General features: G+C 71.9%; 13 protein-coding genes. 6 read left to right on the forward strand and 7 right to left on the reverse strand.

The features are described 5' to 3' along the window. Nucleotides 1–18 precede the first annotated feature (18 nt). From pulA to AC0VY3_RS09250, 3 genes are all read left to right on the forward strand, one after another. Nucleotides 19–5,337, forward strand: coding sequence for a pullulanase-type alpha-1,6-glucosidase (gene pulA / locus AC0VY3_RS09240; RefSeq protein ID WP_475549390.1), 5,319 nt, complete (start codon nucleotides 19–21; stop codon nucleotides 5,335–5,337). Between the two features lie 181 nt (nucleotides 5,338–5,518). Then, nucleotides 5,519–7,714 (forward strand): ATP-binding protein, encoded by a 2,196-nt coding sequence (locus AC0VY3_RS09245; protein WP_475549391.1) that lies wholly within the window; start codon nucleotides 5,519–5,521, stop codon nucleotides 7,712–7,714. Between the two features lie 115 nt (nucleotides 7,715–7,829). Further along, a complete protein-coding gene (locus AC0VY3_RS09250) occupies nucleotides 7,830–8,534 on the forward strand; it encodes a DUF2470 domain-containing protein (protein WP_103509066.1) in 705 nt (234 codons plus the stop codon). Between the two features lie 13 nt (nucleotides 8,535–8,547). On the opposite strand, the gene AC0VY3_RS09255 is transcribed toward AC0VY3_RS09250, so the two are convergent. The 3 genes from AC0VY3_RS09255 to AC0VY3_RS09265 are packed head-to-tail and all read right to left on the reverse strand — an operon-like array spanning nucleotide 8,548 to nucleotide 11,294. Then, nucleotides 8,548–9,273: a TetR/AcrR family transcriptional regulator gene (locus AC0VY3_RS09255; protein ID WP_475549392.1), complete on the reverse strand. Its 726-nt coding sequence runs from the start codon at nucleotides 9,271–9,273 to the stop codon at nucleotides 8,548–8,550. 35 nt (nucleotides 9,274–9,308) lie between these two features. Continuing rightward, on the reverse strand, nucleotides 9,309–10,385 hold the full coding sequence (locus AC0VY3_RS09260) for a PDR/VanB family oxidoreductase (RefSeq protein WP_475549393.1): 1,077 nt from the start codon (nucleotides 10,383–10,385) through the stop codon (nucleotides 9,309–9,311). Between the two features lie 3 nt (nucleotides 10,386–10,388). Beyond that, nucleotides 10,389–11,294 (reverse strand): metal-dependent hydrolase, encoded by a 906-nt coding sequence (locus AC0VY3_RS09265; RefSeq protein ID WP_103509069.1) that lies wholly within the window; start codon nucleotides 11,292–11,294, stop codon nucleotides 10,389–10,391. Between the two features lie 90 nt (nucleotides 11,295–11,384). On the opposite strand from AC0VY3_RS09265, the gene AC0VY3_RS09270 reads away from it, so the two are divergent. Both AC0VY3_RS09270 and AC0VY3_RS09275 read left to right on the forward strand, forming a co-directional pair. Then, nucleotides 11,385–12,137, forward strand: coding sequence for a class I SAM-dependent methyltransferase (locus AC0VY3_RS09270; protein ID WP_103509070.1), 753 nt, complete (start codon nucleotides 11,385–11,387; stop codon nucleotides 12,135–12,137). 27 nt (nucleotides 12,138–12,164) lie between these two features. Next, a complete protein-coding gene (locus tag AC0VY3_RS09275) occupies nucleotides 12,165–12,653 on the forward strand; it encodes a hypothetical protein (RefSeq protein ID WP_103509071.1) in 489 nt (162 codons plus the stop codon). Nucleotides 12,654–12,686: 33 nt separating this feature from the next. Here AC0VY3_RS09275 and AC0VY3_RS09280 read toward each other — a convergent pair whose 3' ends face one another. Together AC0VY3_RS09280 and AC0VY3_RS09285 are read right to left on the reverse strand one after the other, a co-directional pair. Next, entirely contained in the window at nucleotides 12,687–14,222 is a 1,536-nt protein-coding gene (locus AC0VY3_RS09280) for a DUF1996 domain-containing protein (RefSeq protein ID WP_103509072.1), read from the reverse strand. A gap of 121 nt (nucleotides 14,223–14,343) precedes the next feature. Continuing rightward, on the reverse strand, nucleotides 14,344–14,886 hold the full coding sequence (locus AC0VY3_RS09285) for a carboxymuconolactone decarboxylase family protein (RefSeq protein WP_103509073.1): 543 nt from the start codon (nucleotides 14,884–14,886) through the stop codon (nucleotides 14,344–14,346). Nucleotides 14,887–14,918: 32 nt separating this feature from the next. Here AC0VY3_RS09285 and AC0VY3_RS09290 point away from each other — a divergent pair, with 32 nt between their 5' ends. Next, entirely contained in the window at nucleotides 14,919–15,413 is a 495-nt protein-coding gene (locus AC0VY3_RS09290) for a MarR family winged helix-turn-helix transcriptional regulator (protein WP_103509074.1), read from the forward strand. A 33-nt stretch (nucleotides 15,414–15,446) separates the two neighbouring features. On the opposite strand, the gene AC0VY3_RS09295 is transcribed toward AC0VY3_RS09290, so the two are convergent. Further along, nucleotides 15,447–16,094: a LuxR C-terminal-related transcriptional regulator gene (locus tag AC0VY3_RS09295; RefSeq protein ID WP_103509075.1), complete on the reverse strand. Its 648-nt coding sequence runs from the start codon at nucleotides 16,092–16,094 to the stop codon at nucleotides 15,447–15,449. Continuing rightward, complete coding sequence (locus AC0VY3_RS09300) at nucleotides 16,079–17,347, reverse strand: sensor histidine kinase (protein ID WP_475549394.1); 1,269 nt, start codon at nucleotides 17,345–17,347, stop codon at nucleotides 16,079–16,081. The genes AC0VY3_RS09295 and AC0VY3_RS09300 overlap by 16 nt, the downstream gene beginning before the upstream one ends. Nucleotides 17,348–17,489 lie beyond the last annotated feature (142 nt).

The following is a 17,489-nucleotide window of genomic DNA, read 5'->3' on the forward strand; positions in this document are numbered from 1 at the left end:
AGCCGAGGAGCACCCTCCGTGTCCCGAACCACCTTGAGACGAGGGGCGGTGGCCGCCCTGTGCGCGGCGCTGCTGCCCGTCGTCCCGGCTGCCACCGCCGCCGCGTCGCCCCGGCCGCCCGCCCCGCCCTCGGACGCCAGGCTGGCCCGCGAGGCGGCCCGGCACGACCTCACGCGCGAGCAGTTCTACTTCGTGCTGCCCGACCGCTTCGCCAACGGCGACGCCTCCAACGACCGGGGCGGGCTGACCGGTTCACGGCTCGACCACGGCTACGACCCCACCGACAAGGGGTTCTACCAGGGCGGCGACCTCAAGGGCCTGACCCAGAAGCTCGACTACATCAAGGGCCTCGGCACCACCGCCCTCTGGATGGCGCCGATCTTCAAGAACCGGCCCGTCCAGGGCACCGGCAAGGACGCCTCGGCGGGCTACCACGGCTACTGGATCACCGACTTCACCCAGGTCGACCCGCACTTCGGCACCAACGCCGACCTGGAGAAGCTGATCGACAAGGCCCATGCCAAGGGCATGAAGGTCTTCTTCGACGTCATCACCAACCACACCGCCGACACCGTCGACCACGCCGAGAAGGCCTACGGCTACAAGCCCAAGGGCGCCTTCCCCTACCTCGACAGGACCGGCCGCCCCTTCGACGACCGCGAGGGCGTCAAGAAGGTCGACCGGGACTCCTTCCCGTACACCCCGGTGCAGGCTCCCGGCACGGAGAAGAAGGTGCCGTCCTGGCTCAACGACCCGACCATGTACCACAACCGGGGCGACTCGACGTGGGCCGGCGAGTCCAACGAGTACGGCGACTTCTCCGGGCTCGACGACCTGTGGACCGAGCGTCCCGAGGTCGTGAAGGGCATGGAGAAGATCTACGAGAAGTGGGTCCGCGACTTCGACATCGACGGCTTCCGCATCGACACCGTCAAACACGTCGACCTGGACTTCTGGACCCAGTGGGCCACCGCGCTCGACGACTACGCGGCGAAGCGCGGCCGGGACGACTTCTTCATGTTCGGCGAGGTCTACTCCGCCGACCCCGAGATCACCGCGCCCTACGTCACCCGGGGCCGCCTGGACTCGACGCTGGACTTCCCGTTCCAGGAGGCCGCCCGGCAGTTCGCCTCCCAGGGCGCGCCCGCCGACAAGCTGGCCTCGGTGTACGGCAACGACTTCCGCTACACCACCGACAAGGCCAACGCCTACGAGCAGGTCACCTTCCTCGGCAACCACGACATGGGCCGCATCGGGACCTTCCTGAAGCAGGACAACCCCGAGGCCGATGACGCAGAGCTGCTGAAGCGCGCCCGGCTCGCCAACGAGCTGATGTTCCTCGGCCGGGGCAACCCGGTGATCTACTCCGGCGACGAGCAGGGCTTCACCGGCGCGGGCGGTGACAAGGACGCCCGCCAGACCCTCTTCGCCTCCAGGACCGCCGACTACCTCGACGACGACCAGCTCGGCACCGACCGCACCCATGCCTCGGACGCGTACGACACGAAGCACCCCGTCTACCGCTCCATCGCCGCGCTCTCCCGGCTCACCGAGGAGCACCCGGCACTGCGCGACGGCACCCAGACCGAGCGGCTCGCGGACGGCTCGGTGTACGCCACCTCGCGCATCGCGACCGAGCGGCCGTACGAGTACCTCGTCGCCTCCAACAACGGCACGAGCCCGAGGACGGTCCAGCTCGCCGCCGAGTCAGCGGGGATGAACTTCCGTACGGTCTACGGCGGTTCCGGCCAGGTCCGCAGCGGCGAGGACAAGAAGGTCACCGTCACCGTGCCCGCCCTCTCCAGCATCGTGCTGAAGGCGGACCGGACCGTGGGCGCCCCCGCGGCCGAGCCCACGATCTCGCTGAAGGCCCCGGCCGCCGGCGCCACCGGCACCGTCGAGATCACCGCCGACGTGGACGGCGGACAGCTCAACCGGGTCGTCTTCGCCGCGCAGACCGGCGACGGCGAGTGGAAGACGCTCGGCAGCGCCGACCACGCCCCCTACAAGGTCACCCAGTATCTGGACGCCTCGGTGCGGGCGGGAACGCCCCTGCGCTACAAGGCCGTGGTGATCGACCGGACGGGACGCACCTCCGGCGCTCTCGCCTCGACCACCGCCGGCCGGGCTCCGGACCCCGGCAAGCCCGTCGCCGTCGAGCGCGACCGGGCGGTCGTCCACTACCGGCGCGCCGACGGCGACTACACCGGCTGGCAGCTCACGTCCGGTGAGAAGACAGCCGAGTTCATCGGCCGGGACGCGTACGGCGCGTTCGCCTGGATCGACGTGGAGGAGGGCACGGGAACCCTCCCGTACACCGTCGAGAAGGACGGCACGGCCGACGGCCCGGAGCGGACCGTCGACCTCGGTGCGACCGGTCAGGTCTGGATCGAGCAGGGCAAGGACGAGCAGACGGCCGAAGCCCCCGAGGCCCCGCCGCAGGACACCGCCAAGGCGATCCTCAACTACCACCGCCCGGACGGCGACTACGACGGCTGGGGGCTGCACACCTGGGCCGGGGCCAAGGAGCCCACCGACTGGGCGAAGCCGCTGGCACCGGTGAAGAAGGACGCCTACGGGGTCACCTTCGAGGTGCCGCTCGTCGACGGCGCCACCACACTCAGTTACATCCTCCACAAGGGCGACGAGAAGGACCTGCCCACCGACCAGTCCCTCGACCTCGCCACGTACGGCCACGAGGTGTGGATGCTCGGCGGCAGGCCCGGCTACCTCCTCCCGCAGACCGGCGGCGGCGCGGCCCCCGACCTGTCCAAGGCCGAGGCGCAGTGGATCGACGCGAACACCGTCGTCTGGAAGGTGAAGGCCACCGACGCCACCAGCCAGCAGCTCGTGTACGCGAAGAAGGGCGGCATCTCCGTCGTGGACGGGGCGCTCTCCGACGAGGGGCAGTGGCTGCGGCTCACGCGGTCCGCGCTGAGCGACGCGCAGAAGGCGAAGTACCCGCATCTGAAGGACTATCCGGCGTTCACCGTCGACGCACGCGACCGCGACCGCGTCCGGGAGTCGCTGCGCGGCCAGCTCATCGCGACCCAGCGTGCCGCCAACGGCGCTCTGCTCGCCGCCACCGGCGTACAGACGGCCGGAATCCTGGACGACCTGTACGGCAGCAAGGCCGCCTCCGCCGAACTCGGCCCGGTCTTCAGGAAGTCGACGCCCACCCTCTCCGTCTGGGCCCCGACCGCCGCGACCGTCGCCCTCGAACTCGGCGGCCGTACGCACCCGATGAAGCGCGACGACCGCACCGGCGTCTGGTCGGTCACCGGGAAGAAGAGCTGGCAGGGCAAGCCCTACCGGTACGCCGTGACCGTCTGGGCGCCCACCGTCCAGAAGCTGGTCACCAACAAGGTCACCGACCCCTACTCCACCGCCCTGACCGCCGACTCCGCCCGCAGCCTCGTCGTCGACCTCACCGACCCGAAGCTCGCACCGCGCGGCTGGTCCGGCCTGAAGAAGCCCGCCGCCACCCCGCTGCGGGACGCCCAGATCCAGGAGTTGCACGTCCGGGACTTCTCCATCACGGACCGCACGGCCAAACACCCCGGTGAATACCTCGCCTTCACCGACACCCGCTCGAAGGGCATGAAGCACCTCAGGAAGCTCGCCGACTCCGGCACCGGCTACGTCCACCTGTTGCCGGTCTTCGACATCGGGACCGTCCCGGAGAAGAAGAAGGACCGGGCGACGCCCGACTGCGACCTGACCGCCCCCGCACCCGACTCCGACAAGCAGCAGGAGTGCGTGAGCAAGGCCGCCGCCGAGGACGGCTTCAACTGGGGCTACGACCCGTTCCACTACACCGTGCCCGAGGGCTCCTACGCCTCCGACCCGGACGGCACCGAGCGCACGGTCGAATTCCGGCAGATGGTGCAGGGCCTCAACCAGGCCGGTCTGCGCACGGTCATGGACGTCGTCTACAACCACACCGTCGCCTCCGGGCAGGACGACAAGTCGGTCCTCGACAGGATCGTGCCCGGCTACTACCAGCGGCTCCTGGAGGACGGCACCGTCGCCACCTCCACCTGCTGCGCCAACACCGCGCCCGAGAACACCATGATGGGCAAGCTCGTCGTGGACTCGATCGTCACCTGGGCGAAGGAGTACAAGGTCGACGGCTTCCGCTTCGACCTGATGGGCCACCACCCCAAGGACAACATCCTCGCCGTCCGCAAGGCGCTCGACGGCCTCACGCTCGCCAAGGACGGCGTCGACGGCAAGAAGATCATCCTGTACGGCGAGGGCTGGAACTTCGGCGAGATCGCGGACGACGCCCGCTTCGTCCAGGCCACCCAGAAGAACATGGCCGGCACCGGCATCGCCACCTTCTCCGACCGGGCCCGCGACGCCGTGCGCGGCGGCGGCCCCTTCGACGAGGACCCCGGCGTCCAGGGCTTCGCCACCGGCCTCTACACCGACCCCAACTCCTCGCCCGCCAACGGAACCCGCGCCGAGCAGAAGGCCCGGCTGCTGCACTACCAGGACCTGATCAAGGTCGGTCTCACCGGCAACCTCGCCGACTACACCTTCACCGACACCACCGGGCGCACGGTCAAGGGCTCCGACGTCGACTACAACGGGGCGCCCGCCGGATACGCGGCCGCACCCGGCGACGCGCTGGCCTACTCCGACGCCCACGACAACGAGACCCTGTTCGACACCCTCGCCTTCAAGCTCCCGGCCTCCACCACGGCCGCCGAGCGGGCCAGGGCCCAGGTGGTGGCGATGGCCGCCTCCGTCCTGTCGCAGGGGCCCTCGCTCTCCCAGGCGGGCAGCGACCTGCTGCGCTCCAAGTCGCTGGACCGCAACTCCTACGACAGCGGCGACTGGTTCAACGCCCTGCACTGGGACTGCCGCGACGGCAACGGCTTCGGCCGGGGCCTGCCGCCCGCCGCCGACAACCAGGACAAGTGGCCGTACGCCGAGCCGCTGCTGGCCGCCACCGGCACCATCGCCCCCAAGTGCGCCCAGATCAACGGGGCTTCGGCTGCCTACCGCGACCTGCTCACCATCCGCTCCACCGAGAAGGAGTTCTCCCTGAGCACCGCGGACCAGGTGCAGTCCGCCCTGTCCTTCCCGCTCTCCGGCAAGGACGAGACGCCCGGCGTGATCACCATGCGTCTCGGCAAGCACGTCGTCGTCCTCAACGCCGCGCCCGACACCGCCACGCAGCGGCTCACCGCACCGGCCGGAAAGACGTACGCACTGCACCCGGTGCAGGCCAAGGGCGCGGATCTTACGGTCAAACGAGCCAGGTACGACGGGAAATCAGCCACTTTCACCGTCCCGGGACGCACGGTGGCCGTCTTCACTCTGCGCTGACCTCGGGCGGCACTACGGTGACGGCAGACGTCGGCAACGGTGCCGCGACAGCCGTCCTGGTCCACCGGGCCGGTCCCGCTCTCCTCGTCGGGGGAGGCGGGGCCGGCCCGGTGTGCGCGGCAGGAGCCCCGCCCGGGGCGGTCGGCCCGCCGGCGCCCCCTGCCCCAGCGCGCGGACGGTGATGATGACCAAGGTGGGATACCTTCCCGAGGAGACGAGCAGCTTCGTCGGGAGGCGGGCCGAACTGGCCCGGCTGCACACCGCGTTGACCACCCGGCGGATGACCACTCTGATCGGCCCCGGCGGTGTCGGCAAGACCCGGCTCGCGCTCCGGGCCGCCCGCGCCGCGGCCGACCGTTACGCGGACGGCGTCTGGTGGGCCGACCTCTCCCCGCTCTACGACGACGGGCTGCTGCTCCCCACCGTCTCCGACGCGGTCGGGCTGGCCGACCACACCCTGCGGATGCCGGTCGAGGCACTGTGCGAATGGCTCGGCGACAAGCACCTCCTGCTGGTCCTCGACTCCGCCGAACACCTCCGCGCCTCCTGCTCGCACCTGCTGGCAGAGGTCCTGACCACCTCCGCGCGGCTGACCGTCCTGGTCACCAGCAGGCAGCCGCTCGGCACGCACGGCGAACATGTCGTCGCGGTGCCGCCGCTGCCGGTCGACGGCGCGCCCGACGCACTCCAGCTCTTCGCCGACCGGCTGCGCGCCGCCGACCCCGGGGCCGGTCTCGACGCCCCCGGCGACGAGGCGGCCGCCGTCGAGATCTGCCGCCGCCTCGAAGGCATCCCGCTCGCCATCGAACTGGCCGCCGCAGGCATCGGCCGGCACAGCGTGGCCCAGCTCGCCGCCCGGATCGGCACCCGCTTCGACGCCCGCAGCGCACCCTCCGGCACCCTCTTCGGCACGTCCTTCGGCACGCCCGGCCGGAGTGGCGGCCTCGCCCTCGGCCCCGGTACACCGGGCGCGGGCGGACCGGCCGGGCCCGGCGGACCCGACGAGGACCCGGGCACGGCCCGCCTCGACCTCCTCGCCGACGCGACGGTGTGGCCCCGCCGCCACCGCACGCTGCGCACGGCCATCGGCTGGTCCCACGAGCTGTGCACCCCGCTGGAGCGGCTGCTGTGGGCCCGCCTCACCCCGCTGCGGACCGACTTCGACGAGGAGGTCGCCCGCGAGGTCTGCGCCGGGGGGCCGCTCACCGCCGATGAGGTCGACCGGGCGCTCCAGGGCCTCGCCGCCCAGTCCGTCGTCCAGCGCGACGGCGACCGCTACCGGATGCTCGACACCCTGCGCGAGTACGGCCGGATGTGGCTCACCGAGCTGGGCGAGGCCCGCGCCGCCGCCGACCGGCACGCGAGCAGCTTCCTCGGCCTCGCCCGCCGCGCCCACGAGGGCTGGACCGGGCCGGACCAGGTGTCCTGGTACCACAAGGTGTCCGACACCCACCTGGACCTGTGCGCCGCCCTGGATCACCTGCTCGCCCACGACGTCGGCGGGGCCCAGGAGATGGCGGGCCGGGTCGGCTTCTTCTGGGCCTGCTGCGGCCACCTCTCCGAGGCCCGCGACTACGCCCAGCGCGCCCTGGACGCGGGCCCCGCCGAGGGCCCCCACCGGACCAGGCTGCAATGGGTCATGGGCGTCGCGGCCCTGCTCCAGGGCGACTTCGCGACCGCCGAGAAGTACGGCGCGCTCTGCACGGCGGTCGCCCTGTACGACCGGGACGACGAGGGCATGCTCGGCGCGGCCTATCTCTCCGGCCTCACCCAGCTGATGACCGGGCAGCCCGCGGCGGCCCTGGAGGCGGCCGAGCGCGTCCTGCGGATGACCGGGAGCGTGCCGGCGGGCTCGGCCCACCGGCTGCGCTGTCACCTCGTCACCGTCTTCGCGCTCACCGCGCTCGGCCGGCTCACCGAGTCCGAGGCGGCGGCCACCGCGCTGCGCCGGGCCTGCGAACGCGGCGGCGAGTTCTGGACCCGCTCCTACGCGGACTACCAGCTCGCCCTGATCGCCCTGCTCCAGGGCCGCCCGGCGGAATCCGCCGCGCACGCCCGGTCGATGCTCGCGGGCAAGCACCGGCTCCGCGACAGCTTCGGCATCGCGCTCGGCCTGGACATCCTGGCCGCCGCCATCGCCGCCCAGGGCGCGGGCGCCCAGGCCGCCCGGGTCTACGGCACCGGACACGCGTACTGGCGGATGGTCGGCCACCCCCAGCGCGGCACGCCCGAGCTGGGGCCGGTCCGTGAGACCTGCGAGCTCCAGGCGCGGGCGGCGGTCGGTGACGAGGCGTACCAGCGCGCCTTCGAGCGCGGCCAGTCCGACAACGCGGAGGTCGGTCTCGCCGCCGCCCTGCGTACCGGTCTTCAGCTCTGACCAGGCATGGAGCGTCTCTCGTGGCCGCGGACTATCCGCATCCGCCGCCTTGTGGGTAAGGTTAGGCATACCTAAGTAGCCGCTTGGGTTCCGCTGACCTCCCTGGAGAACTCGGATGCGCCTTTCCCGCCCACGCGCCACGCAGCCGACCCGCGCCGAGCGTGTCCGGTCGATCCTGACCGTCGCCCACTCCATGACGGTGGTCAGCGACGGCCTGCACACCGAAGTCCGCCGCCTCGACGGCACGGGCGCGATGGGCCACATCCACCTGCATGCCCCGAACGACGGCAGCCACGCACCGAGCACCGAACGCGTCCCGGCCCGCCTGGAGTTCACCGACATCGCCCCCACTCCCGTACGCGACCGGCTGCGCGCCCGCGTCACGGTCACCGGGCTGCTGGCCGCCCCGTACAGCACCGACACGCAGGAGAGCACCTGCATGGAGTTCGGGCAGGCCGTCCTGGAGGACGCCGAGGGCCGCACCTTCGTCACCCTGGAGGAGCTGGAGGAGGTCGAGACCGACCCGATCGCCCCCTGCGAGGCGGGCATGCTCACCCATCTGGTGGACGACCACGCCGAACTCGTCCCGCTGCTCCTGCGCCTCGTCCACCCCCGCCCCGAGCGGGGCATGACCCGGGCCGTGCCGCTGGCGATGGACCGCTTCGGGCTGACCCTGCGGCTCGAATACCCCCGCACCCACGAGGACGTCACGCTGCCGTTCCCCCGCCCGGTCACCGAGATCGACCAGGCGGGCCCGCAGATCCACGCCCTGCTGGCCGCCGCCCGCCGCGTCTCCCACCGCAACGGCCTGCCCGCCTGAGCGGATCGCGGCGTCAGCGCGGCAGACGCTGTGCCGGGACGGCGGGTGCATCCGGGGCCAACGCGGAGAGCCGGGACAGCAGTTCACCGAACGGGCCGTCCACCGGTTCCCGGGACAGCACCCGCAGCACGATGCCCGCCATCTCCTGGTCGTACGCGGCGCTGACGGCGGCCAGCGCCGCGAAGTCGTGCACCAGCTGCATCTCCAGCTCCTCGCGCGGAATGCGCCGCCCGTCCAGCCAGATCAGCGCCGTCGACTCGGCGAGCGAGACCCAGGAGCGGACCACCAGCTCCAGCCGGGCGGGCGGTTCGCTCACCCCGAGGTGCGTGATGATCTGCTCGTACGCGGCCTGCCGCACCCCGTCGATCATGGCGTTCGCCGTCGAGGAGCCGACCGCTGGCCCGCCCCGCATCAGCGCCGAGAAGCCGGGCCCGTGCTCGTCCACGAAGTCGAAGAACCGCCCCATCACCCGCAGCAGCCGCGCCCCCAGAGGCCCTTCCAGGGGCTCCAGGAAGCGGGCCGCCAGCTCGTCGGCGGCCCGCCGCAGCGCCGCCTCGTACAGGCTCTGCTTCCCGGGGAAGTAGTGGTACACCAGCGGACGGGAGATCCCAGCGGCGGCGGCGATCTCGTCGATCGACACATCCTCGGGCGAGCGGCGGCTGAACAAGTCCAGCGCGACGCCGATCAGTTGCTGTCTGCGCTCGTCGACGCCCATCCTGCGCCGCACCCCGGTCGTCATGCGAACAGCCTATCCGGGGCGCGGTCGCACAGAGCCTAGAGGTCCAGGACGAGACGCCCGCCCCGGCAGCGGGAGACGCAGATCAGCATCGAGTCGCCCCGCTCGTCCTCGGTGAGCAGCTCGTCGCGGTGGTCGATCTCGCCCTCCAGCACCCGCTGTTGGCAGGTCCCGCAGAACCCCTGCTCGCAGGAGTACGCGACATGGGGCAGCTCCGCGCGGACGGCGGCCAGCACCGACTGACCGGCCGCGACCGGCACCGTACGCCCGCTGCGCCGCAGCTCCACCTCGAACGCCCCGGAGCTCGCACCGGGGCCCGTCGCGGCCGAGAACCGCTCCAGGTGCAGCGGTCGCCCCTCGGGGAGCGCGGCGGCGACGGCGTCCATCAGCGGCTCCGGCCCGCAGCAGTAGACCGCGGTGTCCGGGGCGAGGTCCGCCAGCGCCCCCGCCACGTCCGGATGCCCGGCCTCGTCCTGGGCGACGACCGTGACCCGGCCCCCGCCCGCGCCGAGCTTCTCGACCTCCTCCAGGAACGGCATCGACGCCCGCGACCGGCCCCCGTACAGCAGCCGCCACTCGGCCCCCGACGCGGCCAGCGACCGCAGCATCGGCCACACCGGGGTGATCCCGATGCCGCCGACGACGAAGACGTAACCCGGAGCCTCGGTGAGCGGGAACCGGTTGCGCGGCCCGCGCACCTCCACCTCCAGGCCCACCTGGAGCTGTTCGTGCACCTCCCGCGAGCCGCCCCGGCCGTCCTCCACCAGCCGGGTCGCCACCGTGTACGCACCGGTGTCCGCCGGGTCGCCGCACAGCGAGTACTGCCGCACCAGACCGGACGGCAGCACCAGATCCAGATGGGCCCCCGGCTCCCAGGACGGCAGTCCGGCGCCTTCCAGCCGGAGCTGCACGACACCGTCGGCGACCACGGTCCGCCCGGTGATCAGCAGTCGGCGGATCGCCGTCGCCCGCCGTGCGGAGTGGCCCGATATCGGCTCGGGCAGCGCGGGCAGCGGCCACAGCGGCGACCGGGCGATCCGGCGTTTCAGGGCCCGCCGGGTGAGCAGGGCGGCGCCGGAGACCAGCACGACGGTACGCAGACGGGGCAGCGCCATGGTTCAGGACCCTCCGGTGGTGGCGGCCTCGGCGGCGAGGGCGGCGGGGGAGCGGGTCAGATAGTCCACGGCCTGGGCCGTACTGCCCTCCTGCGAGGGGTGGTAGGACCGGCTGAGATAGCTGGGGACGGACCGCAGGATCGCGCCCGTGCTGGGCAGCGTGCCCTGCTTCCCGCTCGCGTGGAACGCCTTGAAACTTGCCTTGCCGTCCAGCAGCGTGGGGTCGTTCTCCATGAAGAAGCGGGTGCCGCGCTGCCAGAGGAACACCAGCGCGGAGAAGGCGGCCGCCCAGGTGCGCACCCGCCGCCGGTAGCCGCCGTCCACATGCATGAAGACGTCGAAGGCCACCGACCGGTGCTCGACCTCCTCCGCCCCGTGCCAGCGCAGCAGATCCAGCATGGTCGGGTCGGCGCCCCGGCGGTCCAGCGCCTCGGCGTTGAGTATCCAGTCGCCGAGGAACGCGGTGTAGTGCTCGATCGCCGCGATCGTCGCCACCCGCTCCATCAGCCACCACTTCGACGCCCGCCCCGGCGGCAGGGTCCGGTCCCCGAGCAGCTTCTCGAAGAACCAGTCGACCTGCGCGGTGTACGGGGTCGGATCGAGGCCCAACTCCCGCAGATGCGGCAGCACATCGTCATGGGCCTGCGAGTGCACGGCCTCCTGCCCGATGAACCCGATGACGTCCTCGCGGAGCTGGTCGTCATGGATGTACGGGAGTATCTGCCGGTAGACGTGGATGAACCAGCGTTCCCCGGCCGGGAGCAGCAGATGGAGCACATTGATGGTGTGCGTGGTGAACGGGTCGCCCGGCACCCAGTGCAGGGGCGTCTTCTCCCAGGCGAAGGACACCTTGCGGGCCCTGAGGGGCGTCCGCTCCGACGCGACCGCCGCTGGCTGCGTGTTAGACATGGTGTCAATGTACTGACGGGTATCCGGGGGGACCAGAGGCGTGCACGGATTTCCGTGCCGTTCCGCGAGGTCCGCGCGATGATTGCTTGTATGACGAAACCTGTGCAGGCCCGGTCCTTCGACGCGGTCGCAGCCGCCTACGACGCCCACCGCCCCAGCTACCCGCCCGCCCTGTTCGACGCGATCGAGGAGCTGGCCGGAGTGGAGCTCTCCCGAGCCCGGGTCGCGGACGTCGGCGCGGGCACCGGCCTCGGCACGGCCCGGCTGCACGAGCGCGGGGCCCGGGTCGTCGCGGTGGAGCCGGGCGACGGGATGGCCGAGCAGTTCCGCCGGAGTCTGCCGGACGTGTCCCTGGTCCGGGGCGACGGGAACGACCTCCCGCTGCGGACCGGCTCGGTGGACCTCGTCACGTACGCCCAGGCCTGGCACTGGACCGACCCGGCCCGCTCGATACCCGAGGTCCGCCGGGTGCTGCGGCCGGGCGGGGCGCTCGCCCTGTGGTGGAACGACGGCGACCCGTCCGTGGAGTGGCTGGTCGAGCAGGAGAACCGGATGCGGGTCTTCTTCGGCGTGGACGTTCCCGCCGTCCCGTCGCACCGGGCCCGCTTCCGGGCCGCGCTGCCCGACGGGCTCGACTTCCGCACCCGGCAGGTGGCCTGGAGCCGCCGCGTACCGGTCGACGCCCATATCGCCAACATGGCCACCCACTCCGACTTCCTGATCGGCGACCCGGTCGAGGTCCGCGACTTCTTCGACCGCGAACGGGCCCTGCTGGCCGCCCTGTTCCCCGACGGCGAGGTCGAGGAGGCCTATCTCGTGAGTCTTGCCGTAGCCCACCCCTGAGCCCGGATTCGGGTGCAGGATGGCCCGATGGCGACAGAACCGGAAGGGCGAGGCGCGCGGCGCGGCGGGGTGACTGCGGTGGTCCTGGCGGGAGTTCTGCTCCTGGCCGGGTGCAGTACGGAACCGGCCGACGACGGCAGGGGACAGCAGCGGCCCACGCCGAAGCCGGCCGCGACGGGCACGCTGGAGCAGCTGGCGGAGAAGGCCGGCTGCGACCCGAACGTGCAGACCGACGCGGCCGAGCTCCGGCAGGCCAACTGCAGGACGGAAGAAGGGCGTTACGTCCTCACCACCTTCGCCACCGACCGCGGTCAGCGGGAGTGGATCAACGAGGCCAAGGACTACGGCGGTTCGTACCTCGTCGGACGGCGGTGGGTGGCCGTCGGTGAACCGGACGTGGTCGCGGCGCTGCGCGGCCGGCTCGGGGGGACGGTGGAGACCGCCTCGCCTCACCACTCGGGGGACAGTGGCGGAGGGGGGAGCGAGGACGGGCACTCCGGTCACCACCCGGGCTGACCGCGCAGGTTCACGGGGGCCGCACGCGCCGCGTCAGCGGCAGCGGCGGCCGTCGTTGATGCACCGCACCATCTTCTTCATCAGCCGGTCGTCGAAGACGTTGATGAAGTCGCCGTGATCGGTGATGGGCTTGTGCAACTGCTCGGGGAACGAGTCCACGGCGAAGCCCGGCCCCGGCGGCACGTCGTAGACGATGCGCTGCACCAGCTGCGGCACCGCCCGGAACCCGTTCGGGCACCGTCCGTTCTCCTGGGCGAACGCGACATGGGTGCGGTGGTTGGCGCTGTCGGTGTTCTGCCCGTCCCAGCAGTTCTGGAAGGCGAACGTCCGCACCACCTGACTGCCCTCGGGACAGATCGGGTACTTGTCCGTCAGCTGGCGGTCCTCGAATCCGGTGCAGCTCCACGAGGCGTTGGCATTGGCGTCGCCGTTGGTGAACGCCTTCGCGTCCCCGGTGATGATCCGCAGGAAGCGGGGCATCGCGGTGACCCTGCCGACGGGCGAGCCGACGAACTTCAGCGTCACCTCGGACGGCGTCTGGATCTCGCCGACGTTCTGGTCCCGGCCGCCGCCGTCGGCGTCCACGTCGTTCTCGTCCTGCCCGTTCTGCAGACGCAGGACGGGCCAGTAGTAGGTCGACCGGTCGCCCTGGTTGCGGCAGGTGGTCGCACCGTCCGCCAGATCGTCGTCGCTGGCGAAGGCGTCGTTGGCCTGGTTGCCGATGTAATCGTGCATGTGGTGCGCGCCGTTGCTCACGCCGGGCGCGACGATGACGTTGTCCGGGTTGAACTTCCCGTTCTCATTACGGCCGCAGTCGGTGGTGAAGGTGCCCCGGGACGCGCCGCGGCGCTGGCGGGGCCGGTCGACATTGGGCTGTACGGACTGGATATCGACGAAATCGGCGGCCACGGGCCCGTTGCCGCCCTGGCCCTGCCCCTGGTCCTGCCCGGGGTCTTCGCCCTGGCCCGGATCCTGGCCACCGTCCTGCCCCTGCCCCCCGTCCTGGCCCTGATTCTGACCTTGGTCCTGGCCCTGGCCGTCATCCTGACCGCCGTCACCGCCACCGCTGTTGCCGCCGTTGCCGGGGCTGTCGTCGTCGGCGCGCAGGCTGCATCCGGCGAGGCTCTCCAGCCCCGCCGGCCGCTCGCCCACCCGTCCGATCGCGATGCCGATACGGTCGAGGCTCGCGGTCCGCTTGCTGCGCAACGGGCCCAGCACGGCGTTCTCCGCCAGCCCGGGGTCCTGGGCCATCTGCTCCTTCCGGTCCGCGAACTGCCGGTAGGCGTCGGTGATCTGGGTATCCATCGCCGCGAGTTCGCGGTCGACCTCCCCACGTGCCTGGTCCGGAACCTCGGGCAGCCCGTTCACGGCTTCGGGGCAGTCGATGGTGGACATCTGCCGGCCGGCGGCGTTCTGCGTCCGGGTGGGCGGAGAACCGGACGGTCCTTCTCCCGCGGAGGCGTAGACATTGACCGCGACCAGCCCTCCTCCCCCCAGGATCAGGGCTGCGGAGGCGGCAATGGCCCGGTTGGCCAGTGTGGAACGTTTCTTGCGCGATGTGCGTCGCATGGGACTCCTCTGCTTCGAGGGAGAAGCGTGACGTCCCATACGCGCGGGCCCCGCGACCCGTTCAGCCCTCCGGCCGATTCGTGCGAAGCTCCAGCCGGAAAGCGGTCCGAACCACCGGCTCTCAGGCGAAGGCGGCCAACGGGGCGTCCACCGGGGCCGCCGTGAGCCGGTTGGCCAGGGTCGACAGGGTGTACGCGCCGATGCCCAGGACCACTTCGAGGGCGTTCTGCTCGGTGTAGCCGTACGCGAGGAAGTCCCGCAGGACCGCGTCCTCCACCGCCCCCGCCGAGGCGAGCACCTCCAGCGTGAACCGCCGTACGGCGTCGAGCCGTTCGTCCGGCAGCGGGCTGCCGCCGCGGTCGCGCAGGGCGGCGATCAGCGCCGGGCCGGCGTCCAGGGCGGTCAGCTTCGCGGTGTGCATCGCGACGCAGAGGTGACAGTCGTTGCGGGTGGCGATCGTCATGATCAGGACCTCGCGGGAGAGCGGGTCCAGGGTGCAGGCCTCGAAGGTCGCGCTGATCCTCAGGAAGCCGTCCAGCGCGTGCGGCGAGGCGGCGAGCCGGGCGATGGCGGCGGGCCGGTAGCCCAGCCGCTCCGTCACCGCCTCCATCGCGCGTCGCGACGCGGGCGGGGCGGTCTCGGGGGTGAGATCGGGAAAGGGCATGGCGGGCCTTTCGCGGAGATAGGGTCGACAACATGGTTGACGAAAAAAAGGTAAACCAGGTTGTCGAGTCTCGCAACGGCTTCGAGCTGCCCCTGCTCCTGCTCGCGGGCTTCCGCTCGATCATCGACGCCCTGCACCAGGACCTCGCCGAGCACGGACACCCCGGAGCCCGCCCCGCGTACGGCTTCGCCCTCCAGGCGGTGGGCCGCGACGGCGCGGCCATCAGCGAGATCGGGCGGCGGCTCGGGGTCTCCAAGCAGGCCGCCGGGAAGACCGTCGAGAAGCTGGCGTCGCTCGGTTACGTGGAGCGTGCCCCGGACCCCGCCGACGGCCGGCGCACCCTGATCCGCCTCACCCCGCACGGCGTCGACCTGCTCACCCGGTCCGCCGAGGGCTTCGACCGGCTGCGGGCAGGGTGGGCCCACGCGCTTGGCGAGGAGCGGCTGGCCGCCCTGGAGCGGGATCTGCGCACGATGGCCCCCGGCGGCGCGTTCCGGCTGGACGCGGCGGGCTGGTTCACGGACTGAGCGCGGGCCCGGGGCCCCGGCGGCGCCGGTGGATCAGCCGTGGTCCAGATAGGCCAGCACCGCCAGCACCCGGCGGTTGTCGTCGTCCGACGGCGGCAGGCCGAGCTTTCCGAAGATGTTCGACGTGTGCTTGGCCACCGCCCGCTCCGTGATCACCAGCTGCGAGGCGATGGCCGCGTTCGAGCGGCCCTGGGCCACCAGCTCCATCACCTCCCGCTCGCGCGGGGTGAGGCCGCCCATCGGCTTGTCCTGCGAACGGCGCGACAGCAGCTGGGAGATGACCTGCGGGTCCATCGCCGTGCCGCCCGCCGCCACCCGCCGTACCGCGTCGATGAACTGGTCCGCGTCGAAGACCCGGTCCTTCAGCAGATAGCCGATGCCGCCGTTGCCGTCCGCCAGCAGCTCCCGTGCGTACAGCTGCTCCACGTGCTGCGAGAGCACCAGCACCGGGAGCCCCGGCCGGGCCCGGCGGGCGGCCAGCGCACACTGCAGGCCCTCATCCGTGTGGGACGGCGGGAGCCGGACGTCGACGACGGCGACGTCCGGCTCCAACTCCGCGAGCGCCTTAGTCAGTTCGGGCCCGGTCTCCACAGCCGCGGCGATCTCGAAGTCGTACGCCTCCAGCATGCGCACCAGGCCGTCGCGCAACAGGAAGAGATCTTCGGCTAGGACAACACGCAAGGGATCTCCATGGTCACCATGGTGGGACCGCCCGCGGGACTGCTGACGGCCAGTACGCCGTCGAATGTACCCAGTCGCCTTTCGATTCCGCTCAGCCCCGAGCCCGATCCGACCACCGCACCGCCCTTGCCGTCGTCCGTCACGGAGATCCGGAGCATGCCCTCCGCGTGGTGCAGGTCCACATAGATCCGTGTCGCCTCCGCGTGCTTCACCGTGTTCGTCAGGGCCTCGCTGACCGCGAAGTACGCCGCCGACTCCACCGGGGCCTCCGCCCGCCCCGGCAGATCCACCGTCACCTCCGAGGCGACCGGCAGCCGCAGGGCCAGCGCCTTGACCGCGTCGCCGAGACCCCGCTCCGCCAGCACCGGCGGATGGATGCCCCGGACCAGGTCGCGCAGTTCGGTCAGCGCCTCCGCCGACGACTCGCGGGCCATCGCCAGCATCTTCTTCGCCTGCGCCGGGTCCTTCTCGATCAGCGCCTCGATCGTGCCCAGGTTCATGCCCATCGCGACCAGCCGGGCCTGCGCCCCGTCGTGCAGATCCCGCTCGATGCGGCGCAGTTCGGAGGCGGCCGTGTCCACGGCCTCGTGCCGGGTCTCGGTCAGCCGCTGGACACGCTGCTCCAGCTTCTGGTCCTGGGTGGGCGCCAGCAGTGTGCGGGCGAGCACGAAGTGCAGCCGCAGCAGCGGCCGGCTCGCCCACAGCCCGACATGGAACAGCACGATCCCCAGCGCCAGCGCGGCGAGCCCGGTCAGCTGGCTGTCCACCGGCACGAACCCGTACCAGTACGGGTCGTCGCGGAACACGTGCCACAGGCCGGCCGCGAGCACGAGCCCCTCGACCGGGTAGATCATCAGGCCCGCCGCCAGGAACGCCACCACCGTGCCGGCCGTCATGTCGACCAGCAGCCACTGGAGGTCCCGCCACGTCGCCGGGTCCTTCAGCATCAGCGTGGTGCGCTCCACCTGTCCGGTGACGCCCGGCCGCAGATCCTTCGGGAAGGGCCGGTACGGCACCGGAATCCGCACGTCCGACCAGGTCACCGCCCACAGCCGCCGCTGGTTGGCATACTTGCGGACCGCCTCCAGCACCACCGGGGTGGTGAACACCCCGATGCCCAGCAGGATGAAGGAGATCGAGAGCACCGCGAGGACGAACAGGGTGACGGAACCCGCCAGACCGGCGACCGCCAGGAACAGCCCCCGCCCCGCCGCCGCCATCGACGGCCGCAGCCGTCCCGAGAACACCTTCATCGTGGTCCCTCTCCCCTCACCGGACCCGGGCTGTTCCCGGTCCGCAGCCAGTCTCACCCGACCCGGCCCCGCCGCGTCAGCCGGTCCGCCACCCGGCGGGGGTGTACCTGGCACCACCCCCTTATCCGCCCCCTACACCTCC

This window comes from Streptomyces sp. iso_384 (assembly GCF_056172905.1).

Bases quoted from the DNA above. Each gene is read 5' to 3' on its own strand.
- AC0VY3_RS09245 (WP_475549391.1), top strand. From the start codon at position 5,519: ATGATGACCAAGGTGGGATACCTTCCCGAGGAGACGAGCAGCTTCGTC.
- AC0VY3_RS09250 (WP_103509066.1), top strand. From the start codon at position 7,830: ATGCGCCTTTCCCGCCCACGCGCCACGCAGCCGACCCGCGCCGAGCGT.
- AC0VY3_RS09255 (WP_475549392.1), bottom strand. From the start codon at position 9,273: ATGACGACCGGGGTGCGGCGCAGGATGGGCGTCGACGAGCGCAGACAG.
- AC0VY3_RS09260 (WP_475549393.1), bottom strand. From the start codon at position 10,385: ATGGCGCTGCCCCGTCTGCGTACCGTCGTGCTGGTCTCCGGCGCCGCC.
- AC0VY3_RS09265 (WP_103509069.1), bottom strand. From the start codon at position 11,294: ATGTCTAACACGCAGCCAGCGGCGGTCGCGTCGGAGCGGACGCCCCTC.
- AC0VY3_RS09270 (WP_103509070.1), top strand. From the start codon at position 11,385: ATGACGAAACCTGTGCAGGCCCGGTCCTTCGACGCGGTCGCAGCCGCC.
- AC0VY3_RS09275 (WP_103509071.1), top strand. From the start codon at position 12,165: ATGGCGACAGAACCGGAAGGGCGAGGCGCGCGGCGCGGCGGGGTGACT.
- AC0VY3_RS09280 (WP_103509072.1), bottom strand. From the start codon at position 14,222: ATGCGACGCACATCGCGCAAGAAACGTTCCACACTGGCCAACCGGGCC.
- AC0VY3_RS09285 (WP_103509073.1), bottom strand. From the start codon at position 14,886: ATGCCCTTTCCCGATCTCACCCCCGAGACCGCCCCGCCCGCGTCGCGA.
- AC0VY3_RS09290 (WP_103509074.1), top strand. From the start codon at position 14,919: ATGGTTGACGAAAAAAAGGTAAACCAGGTTGTCGAGTCTCGCAACGGC.
- AC0VY3_RS09300 (WP_475549394.1), bottom strand. From the start codon at position 17,347: ATGAAGGTGTTCTCGGGACGGCTGCGGCCGTCGATGGCGGCGGCGGGG.